The organism is Streptomyces sp. NPDC002640 (genome assembly GCF_053592575.1).
Genome location: NZ_JBSFVZ010000008.1, coordinates 1 through 21,817, shown reverse-complemented (window position 1 = coordinate 21,817; position 21,817 = coordinate 1). Strand labels below are relative to the sequence as shown.

Genomic DNA, 21,817 nt, shown 5'->3' with positions numbered 1-21,817 from the left:
CCTAATGCGTGGGCGAGCCCGCGAGCACCTGCCGGGGCGCGGTCACGACCGTGCCGACCGCCGTGAGCAGCAGGCCGCCGTACGCCGCCCAGCGCCCGCCGAAGCCGGTGAGCCGCTCGCCGTTCACCCGCGGGCCCGGGACGCGCAGTGTCACCTCGAAGGAACCGTCGGGCCGGATGTCCGCCTCGGCGTCGGTGAAGTCGAGCAGCCGGCGGCCGAGGGGGAACCAGGCCTTGTAGGCGCTCTCCTTGGCGCTGAACAGCAGCCGCCCCCAGTGGGCCCGGCCCGGGGCCGCCCGCTCCAGCAGTCGCAGCCGGCGGAGCTCGTCGGGCAGCGTGATGGCCTCGAGGGTGCCCCGGGACAGCGGAAGGTCGGGCTCGGCGTCGATGCCGAGGACGGCCACGTCGCGGGAGCGGGCCACCGCGGCGGCGCGGTAGCCGGCACAGTGGGTGATGCTCCCGATCACCCCGTCCGGCCAGCGGGGTTCTCCGGCGCGACCGGTCGGCACCGCCACCGGAGGCAGACCGGCGCGCGCCATGGCCCGGCGGGCGCACATCCTCCCGGTGGTGAACTCGCGGTGGCGCCCGGCCACCGCGCCCACGACGACCCGCGCCTCCTCGGGGGGCAGGCGGCCGTCCACGGCGTCGTCGAACGCCTCCGCGGCGACCGCTCCGGGCGGCAGCAGCGCCTCGATCACCGGTCCCCCACGGGCAGGACGCGACGCAGCGGGTCGGCGGGCAGCCCGCGCCGCCGCCACTCGCGCGGGTATCCGATCGAGACCTCCGTGAACAGCACTCCGTCCTCCTCCAGGACGCGGGGGATGTGCAGGTGTCCGTGGACCACGGCGGCCGCGCGGTACCGGCGATGCCAGTCCGCGGTCCGCTCGGTGCCGCACCACAGGGCGAACTCCTGGTGCCGCAGCGGCAGGAGCGGCCGTTCGGTCAGGGGGAAGTGGCTGACCAGCACGGTCCGCAGCAGCGGATCGCGCCGTGCGAGGCGGCGCTCGGTGTACGCGAGCCGCTCGCGGCACCAGTCGTCCCGCGTCGGGTACGGGTCCGGGTGCAGGAAGTACTCGTCGTTGCAGACGACGCCGGCCTCCCGGGCGGCTGCCAGCGCCTCCTCCCTGGTGGCCGTGCCCGCCGCGCGGCCGCGGCGGAACGAGTAGTCGTACAGCAGGAACAGCGGGGCCACGGTGAGCGGACCACCCGTCCCCTCCCACACCGGGAACGGGTCCTCGGGCGTGACCACGCCGAGGGACCGGCACACCTCCACCAGCCGCCGGTAGCGGTGTTCGCCCCGCAACTGGACCGGGTCCTCGGGGTGGGTCCACAGCTCGTGGTTGCCAGGCGCCCAGATCACCCGGGAGAACGTGCCGGCGAGTCGCCGCAGCGTCCGCTCGACGTCCGCGAACAGCTCGCCGACATCGCCCGCGACGATGAGCCAGTCGTCCTCCGAGCGCGGGCGGAGCCGGTCCACCACGCGGCGGTTCTCGGCGTGTGCCACGTGCAGGTCGCTGACGGCGAGCAGTTCGCCCCGACGGGTGCTCACGGCGTGCCCCCCGGCCCGCCCCCGGCCGGCGCGGTGGGACCGGCCGGCGCCCCGGCCGCCTCGACCGGCTCCGCGGGGGTCGGCGAGCTACGGGGCAGCGCGGCGAGCAGCTCCCGGGTGTAGGGGTGCTCGGGCCGCCGGAACACGTCCTCGACGGCTCCGGACTCGACGACCTCCCCGTCCCGCATCACCAGTACCCGGTCGCTGATGTGGTGCACCACGCCCAGGTCGTGCGAGATGAACAGCAGGGCCACGCCGAGGCGTCGCCGCACGTCCGCGAACAGGTCCAGGATCTGCGCCTGGACGGACACGTCGAGCGCGGAGACCGGCTCGTCGCACACGATCACCTCGGGACCGGGCGCGAGGGCGCGGGCGATGGCGACGCGCTGACGCTGGCCGCCGGACATCTGACGGGGCCGCCGGTCCAGCATCTCCTCGTCGAGCCCGACCAGCGAGAGCAGCTCGACGAGTCGCGCGCGCCGTTCGCCCGCCGACCCCCGGCCGGGCGCGCCGCCCGAGGGCGGCAGGGCCTCGCCGACGATCCGTTCGACGGTGTAGCGGGGGTCGAACGAACCGAGCGGATCCTGCTGGACGAGCTGGATGCGGGGCCGCAGGGGGCGGCGTTCCCGTTCCGGGCGGTGCGACCACGGCTGCCCGAGCAGCCGCACGCCGCCGGTGTCCGGCCGCAGCAGCCCGAGGACGAGCTGGGCGCCGGTGGTCTTGCCGGATCCTGACTCGCCGACGATGCCGAGGGTCTCACCCGCGTGCAGGGTGAACGACAGGTCCCGCACGGCCGGCCGCACCTGCCCGTCCGGCGTTCTGAACGACTTCCCGACCCCGCTGACCTCGAGCACCGGCCGCCGCGCGACGTGGGCCGCGTCACCGGCGTCCGCCACGGGGCCCCGTCTGCCGGGGCGTGACGCGGTGGTGTCACCGGAGTGCCGTGCGGCGGCCTCCAGCAGCCGCCGGGTGCAGGGGTGGGAGGGGGCCCGCAGCAGTCGTGCGGCCGGTCCCTCCTCGACGATCTCGCCGTGCCGCATCACCGCGATGCGGTCGGCGAGCCGGGCGACCACCGACAGGTCGTGGCTGATCAGCAGGACGCCCGTGCCGGCCTCCTTCCGTGCCGCCAGCAGATCCAGGATGCGGGCCTGGACCGTGACGTCCAGGGCCGTCGTGGGCTCGTCGGCGATCAGCAGGGGCGGGCCGGCGGCCAGGGCGGTGGCGATGAGCGCCCGCTGGCGCAGCCCGCCGGAGAGCTGGTGCGGGTACTGACGGGCGCGCAGCGCGGGTTCGGGCACGCGGGCCTCCGCCAGAAGGGCCAGGGAGCGTTCGGCGAGGGCCGAGCGGGGGACCACCCGGTGGTTGCGCAGCGCCTCGGCGACCTCGGCGCCCACCGTGCGCAGCGGGTCGAGCGAGGTCAGGGCGTCCTGCAGCACCAGTCCGATCCGGCGGCCGCGCACCTCGCGCCACCCGCGGCCGTGGACCTCCGTCAGGTCGAGGTCCGGGTCGTGCAGGCTCATCCGCGCCGCCCGCACACGTGCCCCCGGACCGGCGAGGCCCAGCAACGACAGCGCGGTGACGCTCTTGCCGGAGCCGGACTCGCCGACCACGGCCAGGCACTCACCGGCGTCCACGGTGAGGCTCACGCCGCGCACCGCGTCCGTCCCGCCGTGCCGGGTCGGGAAGGACACCCGCAGGTCCTCGACCGTGAGCAGCCGCCTCCCCGCGGTCGCGTCAGTGCTTGCCATCGGCCGTCCTTCCCTCGAAACGGTGCCGGAGCCGGGTGCCGACGACGTTGATCGCGACGACGGTGGCGGTGACGGCGAGACCGGGGAACACGCCCAGTCCCCAGGACAGGTCGACGTAGTCGCGCCCTTCGGAGAGCATCGCGCCCCATTCCGGGGCCGGAGCCTGCGGGCCGAGGCCCAGGAAGCTCAGCGACGATCCGGCGATGATCGCGGAGCCGGTGTGCACGGTGGCGAAGACCAGGACGGGCGGCAGCGAGTTGGGCACGACGTGCCGGAGGAAGACCGAGAACCGGGGCAGGCCGAGCACCACCGCGGCCTGCACGTATCCCGACTCGCGCACCACCAGGGCCTGACCGCGGACCAGTCGGGCGAAGGCGGGGGCCGAGGCCGCGCCGATGGCGATCATCGCGTTGGTGGTGCCGGGGCCGAGCACCGCCACCACGAGCAGGGCGAGCAGCAGCCCGGGGAAGGCCATCAGCACGTCGGTGACGCGCATGACCACCTCGTCGAGGACCCGCCCACCGGCCACGGCGAGCAGTCCCAGCAGCGTGCCGGCGACCACCGCGACGACGACCGAGCCGAGCCCGAGGGTGACCGTGAGCCGGGCACCGTGCACCACGCGGCTGAACACGTCCCGCCCGAGCTGGTCGGTGCCGAACGGGTGCGCGCCGCCGGGGCCCTGGAGGGCGTGGACCGGATCCACCTGATCCGGCGGATACGGCGCGAGGAGATCGGGCCACACGGCGGCGACGGCCACGACGGCCAGCACCAGCCACGCGATCACGGTGCCGGCCCCGGCCAGGCGCGGTACGTCCCGCCCGGCCACGGGGCGCCGACCACCGCGGGAGGGGGCGCGCCGGGCGGCGCCCAGTGCGCCGGCCGCCTCGTGGGCGCCGATCCTCTCCCGCGCTCCGGTCGCCGTGTCCCGCACGGCGGTCTCACTCTCTGCAGCGGTCATCGCAGGCCCTTCTCCGCGTGATCCGGTGGGGACGGGGAGGCGGTCCGTCATGGACGCACCTCCCGCAGGCGGGGGTCGACGACCCGGTAGAGCGCGTCGACGGCCACGGTGATCAGCGCGAACGCGGCGGCCGACACGACCACCACCCCGGTGACCACGGGCAGGTCGCGGCTGGTGATGGCGGTGGCCAGGACGCGGCCGAGGCCGGGGCGGCTGAACACCGTCTCGACGACGACGGCGCCGCTGAGCAGGGCGCCGAGCGTCCACCCGGAAAGGGTGACGAGCGGGATCAGGCCGTGCCGCAGGGCGTGGCGCAGCCGCAGGGCGAGGAGTCCGGTGCCGCGCGCCTTGGCGCTCAGCGCGAACGGCTCCTCGAGGGAGCGTTCCATCGCCTCCCGCAGCACCTGGGAGAGCGTGCCCACCATGCTCAGCGCCAGTGTGACGGCGGGCAGCACGAGTCCGGACAGCCCGGTGCCCCCGGCGGCCGGGAAGAGCCGCAGCCGGAACGAGAAGACGGTCAGCAGCAGCACCCCGATCCAGAAGCCGGGTGCCGAGATGGTGAGCAGCTCGAAGAAGCCGGCGATCCGGCGTGGCAGCCTCCGGCCGCCCGCCGTGAGGACGGCCAGCACGAGGGCGCCCGCCAGGGCGAGGGCGAAACCGGCCAGGGCCAGCGTGACCGTCGACCACAGCTGACCGGTGACCAGGGACCCGACCGGCTCCTGCAGTTGGTAGGAGGTCCCGAGGTCGCCCGTGACCAGCCGGCCGAGGAACAGCCCGTACCGCACCGGCAGCGGGCGGTCGAAGCCGAGGTCGTGGCGTATCCGCTCGGTGACCTCTGCGGTCTGCGGGGTCGTACCGAGCAGCGTGCGCACGGGGTCGCCCGGAGTCAGTTCCATGCCGAGGAAGGCGGCGGACGCCGAGCCGAACACGACCAGCACCGCGAGCAGCAGGCGGCGCACCAGCCAGCGGACTGGAGAGACGGTCCTCATCGTGGGTCCTCCAGCCGCGCGTCGTGGAAGAGCGGATAGGCGTTGGGTTCGAAGCGCAGCCCGTGCACCCGGTCGGACGTGCCGACCAGCGAGGCCGGCACATGGGTGGGCAGGGCCAGCGCGCGGTCGGTCAGCCGCTCCTGCGCCCGCGCGTACGCCGCCGCCCGGGCCTTCGGATCGGACGCCGCGGCGCCGTCGGCCAGGGCGCGGTCCAGCACCGGGTCGTCGAGGTGGAAGACGTTCCCGCCGCCGTTGGCGATGGTCATCCGCGAGCCGAACCAGTACCGCAGGATGTCCGGCTCGGCACGGACGAAGCTCGCGCTGAACATCTCCAGTCCGCGCCCGGAGTCGGTCATCTGGATGAACGCCCCGGCGTCCACGCTCGTCCAGCGCAGGTCGATGCCCACCTGTTTGGCCTGGGCCTGCATGCCCTGGGCGAGGGCGCTCATCTTGCCGTGCACCTCCTGGATGTAGGGCCACCTGAGCGTGAGCGGACGGCCGTCCTTCACGCGGATGCCGCGGTCGTCCCGGCCGGTCCAGCCGGCCTCGTCGAGCAGCCGGGCGGCCTCGTCCGGGTCGTAGGGCGCCCGGCCCTCCACCGACGGCGAGTAGTACGGGGTGGTGGGCGTGAGCGCGCCCCAGGCCCGCGAGTGGCGGCCGAAGTACAGGGTGTCGACGAGCTGGTCGAGGTCGACGCTGCGCAGCAGCGCCCGGCGTACGCGCTCGTCGGCGAGCGGACCGGAACGGGTGTTGAGGAAGACGGTGTTGGGCACGCCGGGCGTCTCGGCGCGCAGGTACCGCAGCTGGCTCGACGCCTTCAGCGCGCCGATCTTCGCGGGCGGCACGTTGCCGATGGCGTCGACCTGGCCGGTCGCGAGCGCGCCGAACCGGGCGGTGCCCTCGGTGATGAACTGGATCACCAGGCCGTCCAGATGGGCGGGTCCGGTGTTCCGCGCGCCGGGCGGCCCCCACCGGTAGTCCGGATTGCGCTCCATCTCCAGACTGCGGTTGCGGGCCCAGCCGGTCAGCCGGAACGGTCCGCTGCCCACCGGCTCGGCACACAGGCTGCCGGCGTTCTCCCGCAGCGACGTCGGTGACTGGATGCCCAGGTAGGCGGTGCTGAGCGCCTGGAGGAACGCGGAGTCGGGGCGGCTGAGCCGCACCTCCACCGTCGAGGCGTCCACCACCCGGGAGGACCGGTAGGAGCTGATCAGGGACGCCGCGTACTGGGACTTGGTGCGCGGGTCCACGGCGTGGTCGAGGGTGGCCTTGACGGCATGCGCGGTGAACGGGGTGCCGTCGTGGAAGGTGACGCCGCCGCGGACGTGGAACGTGTAGGTGCGGCTGTCGGCGGAGACGCTCCACCGCTGGGCGAGCCAGGGGCGGAAGCGCCCGTCAGGGGTCATCTCGACGAGTGAGTCGAAGAGGTTGCGGTCGATGAGCGCGGTCACGTCGAGGGGGCTGACCTGCGGGTCGAGGCAGTCGGGCTGCTGGTCGATGCCGTAGGTCAGGACGTTGCCGCGGGAGCGCGGGGTGTCGAAGGCGCCGGCGCAGCCGGACGTCGTGGCCGTGAGGAGGAGGGCGGAGAGCGCCATGAGGAGGCGGCGTGGGCGCCGGGTGGAGCCGGGAGCTGTCCCGCCGTCGTGCTGCCGGGGGGACATCACAGGCCCACCATCGCCATGCTGGCGGGCACGTACCGCTCGCCGACGGCCGCGCCCGCGGGGACGGCACGCTCGACGGCGGCCAGTTCCTCGGGGGAGAGGGCGAGGGCGGACGCGGCGGCGTTCTCCGTCAGGTGGGCGCGGTACCGGGTGCCGGGGATCGGCACCACGCCGGGGCCGCGGTGGTGCAGCCAGGCGAGGGCGAGCTGCGCCGGGGTGACGCCGAAGGCCCTGGCCAGGTCGGCCAGCGCGTCCACGAGGACGAGATTGCGTGCGAGGTTGCCGTCGGCGAACCGGGGCTGGGCGATCCGCCGGAAGTCCCGCTCGTCGAATTGGTCGAGCGAGCGAAGCTGCCCGGTCATCAGCCCCCTGGCGAGCGGCGCGTAGGCGAGGACGCCGATGCCCGCGGTCCGGCAGAGCGGCACGACCCTCTCCTCGACCTCGCGGGAGAACAGCGACCACTCCATCTCGACGGCGGTGAGCGGGTGCACGGCGTGGGCGCGCCGGATCGTGCCGGCGCCCGCCTCGGACAGGCCGATGTGGCGGATCTTGCCCTCCGTGACCAGGTCCGCCAGCGCGCCGACGGAGTCCTCGACGGGGACGGCCGGATCGACCCGGGCCAGCAGGTACAGGTCGATGCGGTCGGTGCCGAGGCGCCGGAGGGACGCCTCGCAGGCGGCCCGCAGGTACGGGGCGTCGCCCCGCACGCCGCGGCCGACCCGTTCGTCGGGGCGCACCACCCCGCCCTTGGTGACGATCACGGCCCGGTCCCGGCGGGCCCCGGCCAGGGCGCGACCGAGCAGTTCCTCGTTGGCGCCCAGACCGTAGACGTCGGCCGTGTCGAACACGGTGACGCCGAGGTCCAGGGCCAGTCGCACGGTCGCCGTCGCCTCCGCCTCGTCGGTGGGGCCGTAGAACTCGCTCATGCCGAGACAGCCGAGGCCCTGGGCGCCGACGGCGAGCGCACCGAGTGTCGTGCGGGGGATCGGATTCACACTGGGCCTCCGGAAAGGGGTCGGGCGGGCCTCGGGTCCACACGGGACCGGCCCTGGGGAGCCGGGCGGGGGACGGGGTCCTGACCGGCCGGGGCTAGGGGGTGTCGGCGGACTCGTCGAGCCGCACGGCGCCCGAGGGGCACAGGTCGGCGGCCTGCCGCAGGGATGTCAGGCGCTCGCGGGGCGGAGCGGGGTCGAGGACGGTGACGAGGCCGTCGTCGTCCTGGTCGAACACGTCGGGTGCGCTGTAGGCGCACTGACCGGAGCCCAGACAGCGCTCACGGTCGGCGGTGACACGCGGCATCGGTCGTCCCCCTCACCAGGTGACGGGAAGGTGGTCGGTGCTCTGGATGGTCCCGGTGTCGGTGCCGCGCAGCGGCAGCTCGACGGCGGGCACGGTGAGCCGGAGCGTGGGGATGCGCGTGAACAGGGACCGGAAGGCCAGTTCCAGTTCGAGCCGGGCGAGGTTCTGGCCCAGGCACTGGTGGATGCCGTATCCGAAGGCGAGGTGGCTGCGGCCGGTGCGGCTCGGGTCGAACCGGTCCGGGTCGGCGTGCACGTCGGGGTCGCGGTTGGCGAGCGTGCCGGAGACGAGCACGCCGTCGCCGGCCCGGATGGTGTGCCCGGCGACGTCGATGTCCTCCACGGCCACGCGGGAGCCGGCGAGGTCGGTGACGGCGAGCAGCCGCAGCAGTTCCTCGACGACCCCGGGGACCGTGTCCGGATCGGCGCGCAGCTCGGCCGACCGCTCGGGCTGCTCCAGGAGGGCGACGGTGCCCAGGGCGATCATCGAGGCGGTCGTCTCGTGGCCGGCGACCAGCAGCACGAGGGCGATCTGCACGAGTTCGTCGTGGGGGAGCCGTCCCTCCTCGACCTCCTGGGAGGCCAGCCGGCCGAGCACGCCGTCGCCCGGCTCGGTCCGCAGCCGGGTGATCAGACGGTCCAGGTAGGCGGCGAGTTCGCCACCCGCTTGCTGCGACGGCCCCTCTTCGGTGGCGCGCATGAGCCGGCTGGTGGCGTCCTGGAAGAACGGCTGGTCCTCGACCGGCACCCCGAGCAGGCGGGAGATCACCAGCGAGGTGACGGGAACGGCGAAGTCGGCGACGAGGTCGCTCGGCGGGCCCTTCTCCAGCATCCGGTCGACGAAGCCGTCGACGATCTCGCGGACCTGGGGGCGCATCGCCCGTACGTGCTTCAGGCTGAACTCGGGGTTGAGCAGCCGCCGGTGCACGTCGTGGACCGGCGGGTCCTGCGCGATGAGCGGCAGCCTGCGGGCCACGGAGGCGCGGAACCGCGGGGCCAGCACCGGGAAGCCGGGGCGTGTCCGGTCGGACGACAGCCGGGGGTCGGACAGCAGGGTGCGCGCCTCCGCGTAGCCGGTGACCAGCCAGACCTCCCGGCCGTCGTACAGGGCCACCTTCGCCAGCGGACCCTGCCCGCGCAACGCGTCGTAGCCGGGCGGCGGCTGGTGCGGGCAGGCGCGTGGCTGGGGGAAGGCGAGGAGCGAGGGGGAGCCGGGCGGGGCAGTGGGCATGGTCAGCTTCCTCAGCGGTCGACGGGGGGCGGACAGCGCGATGGACCGCGTCCGTCGATGACGCTAGGTGGCCTGCCGCGGCGCCGACAAACAGCTCTCAGCGCCGCTTTGCGGCGGCTTTAGCCCGGCTTCAACGCCGGGTCGGGTGCCGTTGCGTCCTCCGGTTCCCGCGGGGAGAACGCCTTCAGGAAGGTCTCGACGCCCGACTTCACCGCCGCGTGCAGCGCCTGGTCGTCGATGGGACGGGTCCCGAGGGCCGAGAGCATGGGCATGTCGTCGGCGATGAGTGCGAGGAACTGGCCCGCGGCGCGGTCCGGCTCCGCGATGCTGAGCCGGCCCGCGTTGGCCAGCCGGGCGAGTCGGCCGGCGAGCGCGTCGGACACCTTGGCGGGGCCGGTGGCCCTCCAGTCGTCGAACACGGCGGGGAACCGCACGGTCTCGGCGTACAGGAGGCGTTGCAGCGCCCAGGAGTTCTCGTCGCGGAAACACTGCACCAGGCGGGTGGCGACGCCCTCGAGTTCGGTGCGCAGGTCGTCGGGCTGGGGGGTGGGGAATCCCTCCAGCGCGGCCAGGGTCTTGGCGCTGGAACGCTGCGTGGCCTCCAGCACGGCCTCACGGAAGAGGTTCTCCTTGCCGCCGAAGTGGTTGTAGATCGTCGGCTTCGCGACGCCGGCCTCCGCGGCGATGGCGTCGAGACCGGCCTGGACGTATCCCTCCCGCGCGAAGACGCGGATGGCCGCGTCGAGGATCGCGCGGCGCTTGTCGATGCGGCCGCGGCCGGTCGGGCGGTCGGGTGCGCTGTTCGTGTCGCCTGGCGTCATGACCCCATGCTACCGTCCGACCCATCAAGGTGAACTGACCAGTTCAATCTTCTGGATCCCACCGTAAAGCGGGCTCCGGTGTGAGCCGGATCCCCGCGTCGACGAGTGTCCAGCAGGAAACGGAGTGCTGCTCATGGCCGACTTCTCGCGCGTACACCTGTCCGTCCTCGACACCGTTCCCGTGTGGCGCGGGTCGTCCGCCGCCGACTCGCTGCGCAACGCCCTCGACCTCGCCCGGCACGCCGAGCGGCTCGGCTACCTGCGCCACTGGGTCGCCGAGCACCACAACACGCCGAGTCTCGCGACCTCGGCCCCCGCCGTCCTGGCGGGGCAGATCGCCGCGGCCACGAGCACCATCCGGGTCGGCTCGGGCGCCGTACTGCTGCCCAACCACGCCCCGCTGGTGGTGGCCGAGCAGTTCGGTGTCCTCGAGGCGCTGTACCCCGGACGCGTCGACCTCGGCATCGGGCGCGCCTCGGGCGCGGACATGAACGCCGCGGAGCGGCTGCGCGGCTACGGTGCGGCGGGCGGCGACGACTTCACCTCGCGGCTCGACGAGCTGGAGGGGTACTTCGGCCCGGGGCGGGAGGAGGCCGCGGTGCGGGCCGTGCCGACGCCCGAGGGCCGCCCGCCGTTCTGGCTGGTCGGCTCCAGCCCGCAGAGTGCCGCGTTCGCCGGATCCCAGGGGCTGCCGTACGTCTACGCCCATCAGATCAGGCCCGGCGCCGGCGCCGAGTCGCTGGACGCGTACCGCGCCGCATTCCGCCCGTCCGCCCAGCTGGACCGTCCGTACGCCGCGATAGCGGCCACTGTCGTGGCGGCCGAGGACGACGAGCGCGCCGAGTACCTCGGCCGCGCCTTCGTGCTGGGGCAGATCGTGATGCGGACCTCCGACTGGTTCACGCTGCTGCCCACCGCCGAGGAGGCCGCGCGGCACCGGTTCGGGCCCGTCGAGGAGGCGTTCGTGCGTGAACGGCTCGACCCGCAGCTGGTCGGCGGGCCGGACACGGTGCGCCGACGGCTGGCCGCGCTCGTCGAGGAGACCGGCGCGGACGAGGTCATGGCCCTGTCGATGATCAGCGACCACGCCGCGCGGGTGCGCTCCTACGAGCTGCTCAAGGAGGCGCTCGAAGATCTGCGGTCCGGTGGGGCTGGTGGCCCCGAGGCCGCGCATGCTACGGTCGAGCCCATCAAAATGAACTAGCTGGTTCAATTCATCTGCTGGACGAGTTCACTGAACGAGGAGAGTGTCATGAGTGAATCCCAGGAGGCCCGGCTCGATCCGGCGCTCCTGCGGCTGCTCTGGGTCCTGGTGCTGGGCGCGGTCCTGGCCCTGCTCGACGCGACGGTGGTCAACGTCGGCATCGACTCCCTGGGCAAGGAGTTCGACTCGCCGCTGTCGACGATCCAGTGGGTCGCCACCGGCTATCTGCTGGCGGTGGCCGTCATGGTCCCGGTCGCCGGCTGGGCGATCGACCGCTTCGGCGGGCGCGCCGTCTGGCTGAGCGGCCTCGGCCTGTTCCTCGTCGGCTCCCTGCTCACGGGCTTCTCGTGGAACACAGAGTCGCTCATCGTCTTCCGGGTCCTCACCGGCTTCGGCGGCGGTGTGCTCGAACCCACCATGCTGACGCTGCTGGCGCGTGCCGCAGGACCCGCCCGGACCGGGCGCGTCATGGGCCTGATGTCACTGCCGCTGATGCTCGGACCGGTCGTCGGACCCGTCATCGGAGGCATCGTCCTCGAGTGGCTGAACTGGCAGTGGCTGTTCTTCTTCAAGGTGCCGATCGGTATCCTCGCCGTCCTGCTCGCGCTCAAGGTGGTGCCCGGCTCGGAGAAGAACCAGGGCCAGGGACAGCCCCTCGACGTGCTCGGCGTGCTGCTGCTCTGCCCCGGTTTCGCCGCCCTGATGTTCGCCTTCTCGCAGGCCGCCGGAGGCGCCGGCTTCGGCCAGACCAAGGTGGTCGTCGGCCTCGTCGTCGGTGCGGTGCTGATCGTCGGGTACGTCGTCCACGCACTCGGCACCAAGATCGCTCCGCTGATCGACATGCGGCTCTTCGCCAGCTCGGGCTTCTCCGCGAGCGTCGCGGCGATGTTCCTCGTCGGCGGCATGCTCTACTCGCTGCTGTTCCTCGTCCCGCTCTACTACCAGCAGGTCCGCGGCAACGGCGTGCTCGCCGCCGGCCTCCTCCTCGCCCCGCAGGGCATCGGAGCGCTCGTCGGCATGCCACTGGCCGGACGGCTCAGCGACAAGCTCGGCGCGAAGCTGCTGGTCCCCGGCGGCGCGGCCCTCGTGGGCCTCGGCACCATCGGGTACACACAGGCCGGCGCGGACAGCAACCTCGTCCTGCTCGCCGTGTGCTCCGTGATCTCCGGGTTCGGGCTCGGCATGGTCGGCGCGCCGGCCCTCGCCTCCGTCTACCGCACCGTGCCGCCCAGCTCCGCGGCCGGCGCCTCCAGCGCCCTGATGATCCTCAACCAGATCGGCGGCTCCATGACCGTCGCCCTGGTCGCCTGGGCGCTGGCGAGCCAGACCCTGGCCGGCGACCTCGTCACCGGCTTCCACCACGCCTTCTGGTGGGTCGTCGGCGCCGCGGGCGTCGTCCTGCTGGCCGGCCTGTTGCTGCCGGGCAGGCCCGAGCCGCAACCTGCGGCCGAGACACCCCGCGCCGACACGGGCGAGCCGGTCACCGGCCACGCCTGAGCCTGCGGGCCCAGCCGGGAATCGCAGCCGGGAATCGCAGCCGGGAATCCCAGCCGGGAATCCCTCCAGGCGCCCTGCGGGAGGCCCCGGCGGGCCCAGCAGGCCCGGCGGCCGCCTCCACCGCGCCCCTGACACCGCCACCGGTCCGCCCTCCCCCCGCGGACCGGTGGCGGTCCCGCGCTGTCCGGATGCCTTGGCGCGGCGGCTCTCCCCTGCACGCCGAGGCCCGGCAGGACGCGGTTAGGAACGGGTTAGAGGCGCTTTAGACAGCCGGTCGAGGATGACCGCATGGATCCCTTGGACCCCCTGGACACTCGCATCCTCTCGGTCGGGACCGCGCTTCCCGGGCCCGCCGTCGACAACGCCGCGCTGGCGAAGCGGTTCGGCATGGACCCGCTGTGGGAACAGTGGGTCGACGCCTTCATCGGCACCCGCACCCGCCACCTCGCCGTCGACCTCGACACCGGGAGGATCCGGTGCTCCCTGGCGGACCTGGCCGAGCAGGCCGGCCGTGCGGCGCTGGAGTCGGCGGGCCTCGGCCCCTCCGACATCGACCTCGTCGTCATGGGCACCTCCACCCCGGACCAGCTCATGCCGGCCACCGTCAACGTCGTGGCCGACCGCCTCGGCATCGACGAGGTGCCCAGCTACCAGCTCCAGTCCGGGTGCAGCGGAGCCGTCCAGGCCTTCGACGTGGCGCGCCAGATGCTCCTCACCGGCCGCCACCGCACCGCCCTCGTGCTCGGCGGCGACGTGGTCGCCCGTTTCTACGACCTCGACGCGCGCCTCGCCTCACTGCCGCCCGCCCAGCTCGTCAACTACGTGCTCTTCGGCGACGGCGCCGGCGCGGCGGTGCTGACCACCGCCGACGCCCCCGACGCCGTCCGGCTGCGCGCCGTCCAGACCAGGCTCGTCGGCCTCGGCCGCGAACCGGGCGCCGTCCTCGAGTGGTTCGGCCCCGTCGACCGGCACTCCGAACGCCCGCCCGCCGCCGAGGACTACAAGGCCATCGAACAGCACGTGCCCGTCATGGCCGCAGAGGTCGTCGACACCCTGCTCGACGAAGTCGGCTGGGAGCGGCAGCAGGTGGACCACCTGCTGCCCCCGCAGCTGTCCGGCCGCATGACCCAGCGCATCGTGCGCCACCTGAACCTGCCCGGCGCCGCAGAGGTCAGCTGTGTCGACGAGACCGGCAACAACGGCAACGGCCTCAGCTTCTTCCAGCTCGAACGCGCCCTGGCGAAGCTCGGCCCCGGCCAGCGGGCCATCGGCATCGCCATCGAGTCCAGCAAGTGGATCAAGTCCGGCTTCGCGCTGGAAAGGGACTGACCCGTGCCCCAGACCCCCGCCCCGACCCCCGCGCAGCGCCTCCTCACCCTCCAGCGGACCGGGGCGCTCGCCACCGAGTACCCCCGCCTGGGAGCCCTGCTCGCCGACGCCGACGACGACGAACTGGCCCGCGCCGGGCGGATCCTGGCCCGCCTCGGCCCCGACGAGGTGCTGCGCGCGCATCCCGGCACGCCGTCCCTGACCGTCGCCGTCACCGGCAGCGGCACCCTCGCCCCGCTCGTCCCCGCCCTGGCCGCCGAAGGCGCCCGGCACGGCATCGTGCTGCGCACGCTGCCGTCCTCGTACGGCACGTGGGTGGTCGACCTCACCGACCCCGGCAGCGACCTCCACGCCGCCCGCCCCGACCTGGTCCTGTGCGTCCTGGACCCCATCACCGTCCTCGCCGAACTCCCCTCCCCGTGGGGCGTCGACGACGTCGAGCGCGCCCTGGACGCCAAGCTGGCCCTGGTCGAGAAGGCTGCCGAGCAGTTCACCGCGCACGGCGACGGCACCCTCGTCCTCAACACCCTGCCGCTGCTGCGTGTCCTCACCTCCCAGTTGCTCGACCTGCGCTCGCGGTCCCGGCTCGGGGCGCTGTGGCGCGAGGCCAACGCCCGCCTGCTGCGCCTGTCCGGGGGCCACACGGCCGCCGTCGTGATCGACACCGACCCGCTGGTCGCCGAGGTCCCCGCCCACGACCCCCGTCTCAGCGCCTACGCCCAGGCCCACCTGTCGCCCGCTCTCCTCACCCGCTACGCCCGCGAGGCCGGGCACCTCGCCCGCGGACTCGTCGGCCGCACCAAGAAGGCCCTCGCCCTCGACCTGGACGGCACCCTGTGGGGCGGCATCCTCGGCGACGACGGCGCCGAGGGCATCGAGGTCGGCGACGGCCTCAAGGGCGAGGCGTTCGCCGCGTTCCAGCGCGTCGCCCGGCAGATCGGCTCCCAGGGCGTGCTCCTGGCGGCCGTCAGCAAGAACGACCCGGAGCCCGTCACGGCCGTCATCGGGGAGCATCCCGGGATGGTGCTGCGCCCCGACGACTTCGTGCGGGTCACCGCGAACTGGCAGCCCAAGCCGCGCAACCTCACCGACCTCGCGGCCGACCTGAACATCGGCGTCGACGCCTTCGTCTTCGCGGACGACAGCCCGTACGAGTGCGGACTCGTCCGCCACGAACTGCCCGAGGTCGCCGTCGTCGCGCTCGACGACGAGCCGGCCCTGCACATCGAGAAGCTGCTGCGCGACGGCTGGTTCGACACCCGCGACCTCACCGCCGAGGACCGTGCCCGCCCCCTGCGCTACCGCGAGGAACTGGTGCGCAAGGACTTCCAGCACGGCTTCGACTCGATCCAGGACTACCTCGACGAGCTGGGCGTCAGCGTCAGCCTGCAGCCCGCCCGGCCGGCCGATGTCCCCCGGCTCTCACAGATCACCCTGCGCACCAACCAGTTCAACCTCACCACCCACCGCCTCCAGCCCGCCGACGTGGAGGCCCTTCTCGACGACTCCGGTGCCCTCGTCCTCGCCGTGCGCAGCGCCGACCGGTTCGGGGACAACGGCGTGGTCGGCGCCGTCTTCGCGCACCGTGACGGCACCGCCCTCACCATCGACAACTTCCTCCTGAGCTGCCGCGTCTTCGCCCGCGGCATCGAACAGACCATCCTCTCGGCGCTGTTGCGGCACGCCGCCGCCACCGGGGCGGAGACCGTGTACGCCGCGTACCGGCCCTCGCCCAAGAACGGCAAGGTCGCGGAGTTCTACCCCCGGCACGGCTTCGCCCCGGCGCCGGAGCCCGGCGACCGGAGCGACGCCGCCGGCGCACGCCTGTTCCGCCACGACCTCGCCGCCGTCCTGCCGCAGCCACCCCACGTGCGCCTCGACACCCCCCTCGACCTCGTCGCGGGTCCCGTCACCACGTCCCCGAGCCCCACCGTCCCCTCCGACGCCTCCGAAGGATCCGCGTGATGCACACGATCGACGACTTCGTCGCCCTCCTCCGCGACGAGCTGGGACTGCCCCTCGGCGTGGACGACATCGGCCGCAGCTTCGACCAGGTGGAGGGCTGGGACTCGGTTCACCTGCTCACCCTGCTCACCGCCCTGGAGCGCGCCACCGGCCGCCGCATCTCGCTCCCCGACGCCCTCGAGGCGCCCAGCCTGGAGCACCTGTACGCGGTGGCGGTGGGCCGGTGAGCGCGGACCGCGCCCTCCGAAGGGGCGAGCCGATCGCCCCCGAACGACGCCACACCCTGCACTTCCTCGACCAGGTCAGGGCGTTCGCCCCCGTCCATCTGGACACCGAGGTCGACATGACGGCCGTCCTCGGACACCGCGCCCGCGCCGCCGCCCGCGGCCGGCGCTACTCCCACGTCAGCTACGTGCTGCACACCGCGGCCCGCGCCCTTGTCGCCCACCCCGAGGCCAACGCCGCCGTCACCGGACGGCTCCGCCCCCGCGTCACCCGGTACCCCACCGCCGTCGGCAAGGTCGCGCTGGACCGGGTCCTCGGCGGCCGGCGCGTCGTTCTCGCCGCCGTCCTGCCCGGCCTCGACACCGCCGGCCTCGACGCCATCCAGGACCGGCTGGACCACTACCGCGACGGCGACGCCGGGACCATGCCGGAATTCGCACCGGTCCGCGCCCTGCACCGCGCGCCCTGGCCCGTCGGCCTGGTGCGCTTCCGCCGCGCCGCCCGCGACCTCGCCGCCCGTCCCTTCATCACCGGCACCTTCTCGGTGACCTCGCTCGGCCACCGCCCCGTCGACGGATTCCACTCCATGGGCGGCACCACCGTCACCCTCGGCGTCGGCCGGGTCCTGGACCGGCCCGTGGCCCGCGACGGACACGTCGTCGTGGCCCCCGTCATGCGGCTCAACCTCTCCTTCGACCACCGCGTGATCGACGGCGCGGAGGCCGCCGACCTCCTCGCCGACATCAAGGACGGCCTGGAGGCGTTCCGTACCGATCTCCCCGAGCACCGTGAGGAGGACGAGACGCCGGCCACCGCCCACGACGCACCCCGGGCCCCGGCCGCCGTCCCGGACACGCCGTGAACGACATCGCCGAACTCAAGCAGTACGTGGCGGCCCACGCCCGCGCGCAGAACGTCCCCGCCGAGCAGTACCAGGGCCTCCTCGACCGCATCCGCACCGACGACGACGGCACACCCGGCTCCTGGTCCGGCGAGTTGACCCGGGCCGGTGACCACCTGGCCGGAAGCGGCAGGCTCCTGGAGGCCTGCCGGCAGTACACGATGGCGCGCTTCCCCTACGTCGACTCCGCCGGCCGCCGCACCGCGCAGGAGCGGTGCGTGGCCGTCTTCGACCGCTGGCGCGCCACCTCGCCCGTCGAGATCACGCCGCTGACCGTCCGGCTCCCGGAGGGGGAGGTCCGGTGCTGGACCAGCGGACTCGACCCCGACCAGCGGCGCCCCCTGCTGCTGTTCCTCGGAGGCATCGTCAGCGTCAAGGAACAGTGGGCCCCGCTCCTGGGGCAGATCCGCGCCCTCGGCATGGCCGGTCTCGTCACCGAGATGCCCGGCGTCGGCGAGAACACGCTGCCCTACCACGCCAAGAGCTGGTCCATGGTCCCCCAGCTCCTCGACGCCGTCTCGGCGAGCGCCGACACCGAGCAGACCTACGCCGTCGCCCTCAGCTTCAGCGGCCACCTGGCGCTCCGCGCGGCCCTGGAGGACAGCCGGCTGAAGGGCATCGTCGGCGCCGGTGCGCCCGTCCGCGCGTTCTTCACCGACGGCGCCTGGCAACGGCGCATTCCCCGGATCACCGTCGACACCCTCGCCCACCTCACCCGCACCCCCGCGGGAGAACTGCCGCGGCTGCTGGCCGACTGGTCCCTCACCGACGCCCAGCTGGGCGCCCTCACCGCCCAGGTGGGCATGGTCGCCAGCCTCCGCGACGAGATCATCCCCCGCGAGGACGGGGAACTGCTGCGACGTCACGTGCCGAGCCTGCGGCTGATCGCGCACGACGACGTGCACGGCTCACCCCGCCACCTCGACGAAACCCGCCTGTGGACCTTCCTCACGATCCTGCGCATGCGCGGCGTGGGCGGCGAACACCGCACCCGGCTGCACGAGGCCCTGCGGCGGGAACGCGCCCGGCTCCGCGCCCTCCCCCCGACCACGGACACCGCCCGATGAACCCGACGCACACACCCCCCGGACGGGCCACGGGCGCACCACCCGCCGGATACCTCGTCGGCCCACCCGACCCGACGGCCGCCGTCCGGCTCTTCTGCTTCCACCACGCCGGCGGCACCGCCTCCGTCTACAAGGACTGGGACCGCGCACTGCGCCCGGCAGGCGTCAGCGTCGTCCCCGTACAACTGCCCGGCCGCGAACGCCGCGTACGCGAGCCCCGCATCACCTCCCTCGAACCCCTCCTCGACGCCCTCGACGAACACCTCGGACCTCACCTGGACGCCCCCTACGCCCTGTACGGGCACAGCATGGGCGCCCTCGTCGCGTACGGACTCACCCGGCGCAGGCTCCTCGGCAACCAACGGCTCCCGAAGGCGATGCTCGCCGGCGCCTACCAGGCGCCGCACCTGCCCGCCCCACTCGCCGCCGCACGCGGCATGTCCGACGAGGACCTGACCCGCCTGCTCGTCGACATCGGGGGCATGTCACCGATGCTGCTCGAGTATCCGGAATGGCGGGAGGCGGCCCTCGCGCTCATCCGCGACGACCTGAAGATCTGCCACGGTTACCGGCACACCACCACGACCGAACTGCCCTGCCCCGTCCACGTCCTCGCCGGCACCACCGACCCGCTGCTCACCCCCGGACAGGCGGAGGCATGGGCCCGGCACACCTCCGGGACGTTCGCCGTGCACGCCGTAACAGGCGGCCACCTCTTCATCCGTGACGCACAGGACACCGTTCTCGCCCTCGTGCGCCGGGTGCTGACCGCCCCCGCAGGGCCTACGGCACGGTAACCCGCCGGGGCTCGCCCGGCCGTCGCCCGACCCGACCGTCACGCCCGACCCGACCGTCACGCCCGGATCGACCGTCATGCCGGGATCGACCAGCCCACGACCGGCTTTAGAGCGCGGAAAGCCCGTCGTTAGGCAGCCGGGCGAGGCTGGGTCCACTCCGCATCGCCGGAGCCGCACGAAAGGTACCGACAGTTGCCTCCGCTGCCCTCCACGAACCACCGGAACACGGCCGTCTTCCGGGATGTCCTCGGACGCTTCGCCACCGGCGTCGTCGCGGTCACCGCCTACGCACCCGGCGGCACCCGGCCCACCGGACTGGCCGCCAACTCCTTCGCCTCCGTCTCCCTGGACCCCCCGCTGGTCTCCTTCTGCGTCGCGCGCACCAGCAGCAGCTGGCCACTGCTCCGCACGTCGGACCGGCTGTGCGTGGCCATCCTGGGCGAGGACCAGCGAGACGTCAGCGAACGCCTGTCGGCACGCGGCGGGGACAAGTTCCGAAGCATCGCGTGGAAGCCCGCCACCCCTGGCGGACTCCCGGTACCGGTCGGCGCGCTCGGCTGGCTGGAGTGCTCGGTGGAGGCGGAGCACCCCGCCGGGGACCACGACATCGTCGTCGCCCACGTCCACCACCTGGCCGCGATCCACGACGGCCCGCCCCTGGTGTTCTTCCGCAGTCAGTACGGCGCATTCCGACCCGTGAAAGAGGACGGCACACGCGATGGTGAGTGAGTTCGAGAACCCTGCCCCCGGCACCACCGCCCCCGCCACCGGTGTCCCCACCCCGGCCGGCGGCGACGACGGCGCTGTCGCCGTGATCGGACTGGCCTGCCGACTGCCCGGAGCACCCGACCCCCGCACCTTCTGGGAGAACCTCGTGCGGGGCAGGGAGTCCATCACCGACGTCCCCGCAGATCGGTGGGACGTCAGCGCCTACTACGACGCCGACCGGGACGCCCCCGGCAGGACCAACTCCCGCCGTGCCGGCCACCTGGAGAACGTCGACCGCTTCGACGCCGACTTCTTCGGCATCTCCCCGCGCGAGGCCGCGGCGATGGACCCCCAGCAACGGCTGATGCTGGAACTGAGCTGGGAGGCGCTCGAGGACGGCCGGATCGTCCCCACCGACCTGCGCGGCAGCCGCACCGGCGTCTTCGTCGGCGCCATCTGGGACGACTACGCCACCCTCCTCCACCGGCACGGCACCGACGCCATCGGCCGGCACACCATCACCGGCCTGCACCGCAGCATCATCGCCAACCGCGTCTCCTACACCCTCGGCCTGCACGGCCCGAGCATGGCCGTGGACGCCGCCCAGTCGTCCTCCCTCGTCTCCGTGCACATGGCCTGCCAGAGCCTGCGCAACGGCGAGTCCGACCTCGCCCTCGCGGGCGGCGTCAACCTCAACCTCGTCCCCGAGAGCACCGTGGGCGCCGCCAAGTTCGGTGGCCTCTCCCCGGACGGCCGCTGCCACACCTTCGACGCACGGGCCAACGGCTACGTCCGCGGTGAAGGCGCCGGTCTGGTCCTCCTCAAGCCGCTCGCACAGGCCCTCGCCGACGGTGACCGCGTCTACTGCGTCATCCGCGGCAGCGCCGTCAACAACGACGGTGCCACCAACGGCCTGACCGTACCCAGCCGCCGCGCCCAGGAAGCGGTGCTGCGCCGGGCCCTCGCCCGTGCCGGAGTCACCGGACAGGACGTCCAGTACGTCGAACTGCACGGCACCGGCACCCCCCTCGGCGACCCGATCGAGGCCGCCGCACTCGGTGCCGCCGTGGGCGCGGACCACGAGGACGGCCCGGCCCTGGCCGTCGGCTCCGTGAAGACCAACGTCGGACACCTCGAGGGCGCCGCCGGTGTCACCGGCCTCATCAAGACGGTCCTCAGCATCAAGCACCGCCTGCTGCCGCCCAGCCTCAACTTCGAGACCCCCAACCCGCAGATCCCCTTCGACCGGCTCCGGCTGCGGGTGCAGACGGAGCTCGGCGACTGGCCCAGCCCCGACCGCTCGCTCATCGCCGGAGTGAGCTCCTTCGGCATGGGCGGCACCAACTGCCATGTGGTGCTGGCCGAAGCCCCCGAGACGGGACACGACGCCGAGGAGGCGGTGGAGCCGGGTGGTCCGACGGCGTTGGTGCTGTCGGCGCGGACGGAGGGTGCTCTGCGGGAGCAGGCGGGTCGTGTGCGGGCGTTGCTGGAGGGGCGTCCGGAGGTGCGGGTGCGTGATGTGGCGTGGTCGTTGGTGGCGTCGCGTGCGCGGTTCGGGCATCGGGCTGTGGTGGCGGGTGCGGACCGGGCGGAGGTGGTGGCGGGGTTGGAGGCTCTTGCCTCGACCGGTGCGGGCACGGGTGCTGGTGTGGTGGTTCCGGCTGGTGGGCGGTTGGCGTTTTTGTTCACGGGTCAGGGGTCTCAGCGGGTGGGGATGGGGCGTGGTTTGTATGCGTCGTTCCCGGTGTTCGCGGAGGCGTTCGACGAGGTCATGCGGGCTTTCGAGGGTTTGCTGGAGGTGCCGCTGGCCGAGGCGCTGGGTGGTGAGCGGGTGCATGAGACGGGGTTCACGCAGCCGGGGCTGTTCGCG

General features: G+C 73.6%; 20 protein-coding genes. 10 read left to right on the top strand and 10 right to left on the bottom strand.

Annotation, left to right across the window (positions count from 1 at the left end; translation table 11 throughout):
* Nucleotide 1: 1 nt before the first annotated feature.
* The 10 genes from ACWD3O_RS12780 to ACWD3O_RS12735 all read right to left on the bottom strand — a co-directional run bounded on the left by ACWD3O_RS12780 (nt 2) and on the right by ACWD3O_RS12735 (nt 10,254).
* A complete protein-coding gene (locus tag ACWD3O_RS12780; RefSeq protein ID WP_451415853.1) occupies nt 2-697 on the bottom strand; it encodes a 4'-phosphopantetheinyl transferase family protein in 696 nt (231 codons plus the stop codon).
* A complete protein-coding gene (locus ACWD3O_RS12775) occupies nt 694-1,548 on the bottom strand; it encodes a metallophosphoesterase family protein (RefSeq protein WP_451415852.1) in 855 nt (284 codons plus the stop codon). Before ACWD3O_RS12775 ends, ACWD3O_RS12780 begins: the two co-directional genes overlap by 4 nt.
* The gene (locus ACWD3O_RS12770) at nt 1,545-3,296 is read right to left on the bottom strand and encodes a dipeptide ABC transporter ATP-binding protein (protein WP_451415851.1); all 1,752 of its coding nucleotides are present in this window, start codon (nt 3,294-3,296) and stop codon (nt 1,545-1,547) included. Before ACWD3O_RS12770 ends, ACWD3O_RS12775 begins: the two co-directional genes overlap by 4 nt.
* On the bottom strand, nt 3,283-4,254 hold the full coding sequence (locus ACWD3O_RS12765) for an ABC transporter permease (RefSeq protein WP_451415850.1): 972 nt from the start codon (nt 4,252-4,254) through the stop codon (nt 3,283-3,285). Before ACWD3O_RS12765 ends, ACWD3O_RS12770 begins: the two co-directional genes overlap by 14 nt.
* Nucleotides 4,255-4,301: 47 nt before the next feature.
* Nucleotides 4,302-5,243 carry an ABC transporter permease gene (locus ACWD3O_RS12760; protein WP_451415849.1) on the bottom strand — a complete coding sequence of 314 codons (942 nt, stop codon included), beginning with the start codon at nt 5,241-5,243 and terminating at the stop codon, nt 4,302-4,304.
* Nucleotides 5,240-6,904 (bottom strand): ABC transporter substrate-binding protein, encoded by a 1,665-nt coding sequence (locus tag ACWD3O_RS12755; RefSeq protein WP_451415848.1) that lies wholly within the window; start codon nt 6,902-6,904, stop codon nt 5,240-5,242. The genes ACWD3O_RS12760 and ACWD3O_RS12755 overlap by 4 nt, the downstream gene beginning before the upstream one ends.
* Nucleotides 6,904-7,899, bottom strand: a complete 996-nt coding sequence (locus ACWD3O_RS12750; RefSeq protein WP_451415847.1) for an aldo/keto reductase — start codon at nt 7,897-7,899, stop codon at nt 6,904-6,906. Before ACWD3O_RS12750 ends, ACWD3O_RS12755 begins: the two co-directional genes overlap by 1 nt.
* 94 nt (nt 7,900-7,993) lie before the next feature.
* Nucleotides 7,994-8,203, bottom strand: coding sequence for a ferredoxin (locus ACWD3O_RS12745; protein ID WP_451415846.1), 210 nt, complete (start codon nt 8,201-8,203; stop codon nt 7,994-7,996).
* 12 nt (nt 8,204-8,215) lie between these two features.
* Complete coding sequence (locus tag ACWD3O_RS12740; RefSeq protein ID WP_451415845.1) at nt 8,216-9,433, bottom strand: cytochrome P450; 1,218 nt, start codon at nt 9,431-9,433, stop codon at nt 8,216-8,218.
* Between the two features lie 119 nt (nt 9,434-9,552).
* On the bottom strand, nt 9,553-10,254 hold the full coding sequence (locus tag ACWD3O_RS12735; protein ID WP_451415844.1) for a TetR/AcrR family transcriptional regulator: 702 nt from the start codon (nt 10,252-10,254) through the stop codon (nt 9,553-9,555).
* A 133-nt stretch (nt 10,255-10,387) separates the two neighbouring features.
* Here ACWD3O_RS12735 and ACWD3O_RS12730 point away from each other — a divergent pair, with 133 nt between their 5' ends.
* From ACWD3O_RS12730 to ACWD3O_RS12685, 10 genes are all read left to right on the top strand, one after another.
* Nucleotides 10,388-11,458, top strand: coding sequence for an LLM class flavin-dependent oxidoreductase (locus ACWD3O_RS12730; protein WP_451415843.1), 1,071 nt, complete (start codon nt 10,388-10,390; stop codon nt 11,456-11,458).
* A gap of 48 nt (nt 11,459-11,506) precedes the next feature.
* Nucleotides 11,507-12,955, top strand: a complete 1,449-nt coding sequence (locus tag ACWD3O_RS12725) for a DHA2 family efflux MFS transporter permease subunit (RefSeq protein ID WP_451415842.1) — start codon at nt 11,507-11,509, stop codon at nt 12,953-12,955.
* Between the two features lie 288 nt (nt 12,956-13,243).
* Nucleotides 13,244-14,284: a 3-oxoacyl-ACP synthase III family protein gene (locus ACWD3O_RS12720; protein WP_451415841.1), complete on the top strand. Its 1,041-nt coding sequence runs from the start codon at nt 13,244-13,246 to the stop codon at nt 14,282-14,284.
* A 3-nt stretch (nt 14,285-14,287) separates the two neighbouring features.
* Entirely contained in the window at nt 14,288-16,249 is a 1,962-nt protein-coding gene (locus tag ACWD3O_RS12715) for an HAD-IIIC family phosphatase (protein ID WP_451415840.1), read from the top strand.
* On the top strand, nt 16,249-16,476 hold the full coding sequence (locus tag ACWD3O_RS12710) for an acyl carrier protein (protein ID WP_451415839.1): 228 nt from the start codon (nt 16,249-16,251) through the stop codon (nt 16,474-16,476). Before ACWD3O_RS12715 ends, ACWD3O_RS12710 begins: the two co-directional genes overlap by 1 nt.
* Complete coding sequence (locus tag ACWD3O_RS12705) at nt 16,473-17,336, top strand: 2-oxo acid dehydrogenase subunit E2 (protein WP_451415838.1); 864 nt, start codon at nt 16,473-16,475, stop codon at nt 17,334-17,336. The genes ACWD3O_RS12710 and ACWD3O_RS12705 overlap by 4 nt, the downstream gene beginning before the upstream one ends.
* On the top strand, nt 17,333-18,442 hold the full coding sequence (locus ACWD3O_RS12700) for an alpha/beta hydrolase (RefSeq protein ID WP_451415837.1): 1,110 nt from the start codon (nt 17,333-17,335) through the stop codon (nt 18,440-18,442). Before ACWD3O_RS12705 ends, ACWD3O_RS12700 begins: the two co-directional genes overlap by 4 nt.
* The gene (locus tag ACWD3O_RS12695; RefSeq protein ID WP_451415836.1) at nt 18,439-19,239 is read left to right on the top strand and encodes a thioesterase II family protein; all 801 of its coding nucleotides are present in this window, start codon (nt 18,439-18,441) and stop codon (nt 19,237-19,239) included. Before ACWD3O_RS12700 ends, ACWD3O_RS12695 begins: the two co-directional genes overlap by 4 nt.
* Before the next feature lie 192 nt (nt 19,240-19,431).
* Nucleotides 19,432-19,968: a flavin reductase family protein gene (locus ACWD3O_RS12690; RefSeq protein WP_451415835.1), complete on the top strand. Its 537-nt coding sequence runs from the start codon at nt 19,432-19,434 to the stop codon at nt 19,966-19,968.
* A partial coding sequence (locus tag ACWD3O_RS12685; RefSeq protein WP_451415834.1) for a type I polyketide synthase occupies nt 19,958-21,817 on the top strand: 1,860 nt, incomplete at its 3' end. The genes ACWD3O_RS12690 and ACWD3O_RS12685, both read left to right, overlap by 11 nt.

Bases quoted from the DNA above. Each gene is read 5' to 3' on its own strand.
- ACWD3O_RS12770 (WP_451415851.1), bottom strand. From the start codon at position 3,296: ATGGCAAGCACTGACGCGACCGCGGGGAGGCGGCTGCTCACGGTCGAG.
- ACWD3O_RS12765 (WP_451415850.1), bottom strand. From the start codon at position 4,254: ATGACCGCTGCAGAGAGTGAGACCGCCGTGCGGGACACGGCGACCGGA.
- ACWD3O_RS12760 (WP_451415849.1), bottom strand. From the start codon at position 5,243: ATGAGGACCGTCTCTCCAGTCCGCTGGCTGGTGCGCCGCCTGCTGCTC.
- ACWD3O_RS12755 (WP_451415848.1), bottom strand. From the start codon at position 6,904: ATGTCCCCCCGGCAGCACGACGGCGGGACAGCTCCCGGCTCCACCCGG.
- ACWD3O_RS12745 (WP_451415846.1), bottom strand. From the start codon at position 8,203: ATGCCGCGTGTCACCGCCGACCGTGAGCGCTGTCTGGGCTCCGGTCAG.
- ACWD3O_RS12740 (WP_451415845.1), bottom strand. From the start codon at position 9,433: ATGCCCACTGCCCCGCCCGGCTCCCCCTCGCTCCTCGCCTTCCCCCAG.
- ACWD3O_RS12735 (WP_451415844.1), bottom strand. From the start codon at position 10,254: ATGACGCCAGGCGACACGAACAGCGCACCCGACCGCCCGACCGGCCGC.
- ACWD3O_RS12730 (WP_451415843.1), top strand. From the start codon at position 10,388: ATGGCCGACTTCTCGCGCGTACACCTGTCCGTCCTCGACACCGTTCCC.
- ACWD3O_RS12725 (WP_451415842.1), top strand. From the start codon at position 11,507: ATGAGTGAATCCCAGGAGGCCCGGCTCGATCCGGCGCTCCTGCGGCTG.
- ACWD3O_RS12720 (WP_451415841.1), top strand. From the start codon at position 13,244: ATGGATCCCTTGGACCCCCTGGACACTCGCATCCTCTCGGTCGGGACC.
- ACWD3O_RS12710 (WP_451415839.1), top strand. From the start codon at position 16,249: ATGCACACGATCGACGACTTCGTCGCCCTCCTCCGCGACGAGCTGGGA.
- ACWD3O_RS12695 (WP_451415836.1), top strand. From the start codon at position 18,439: ATGAACCCGACGCACACACCCCCCGGACGGGCCACGGGCGCACCACCC.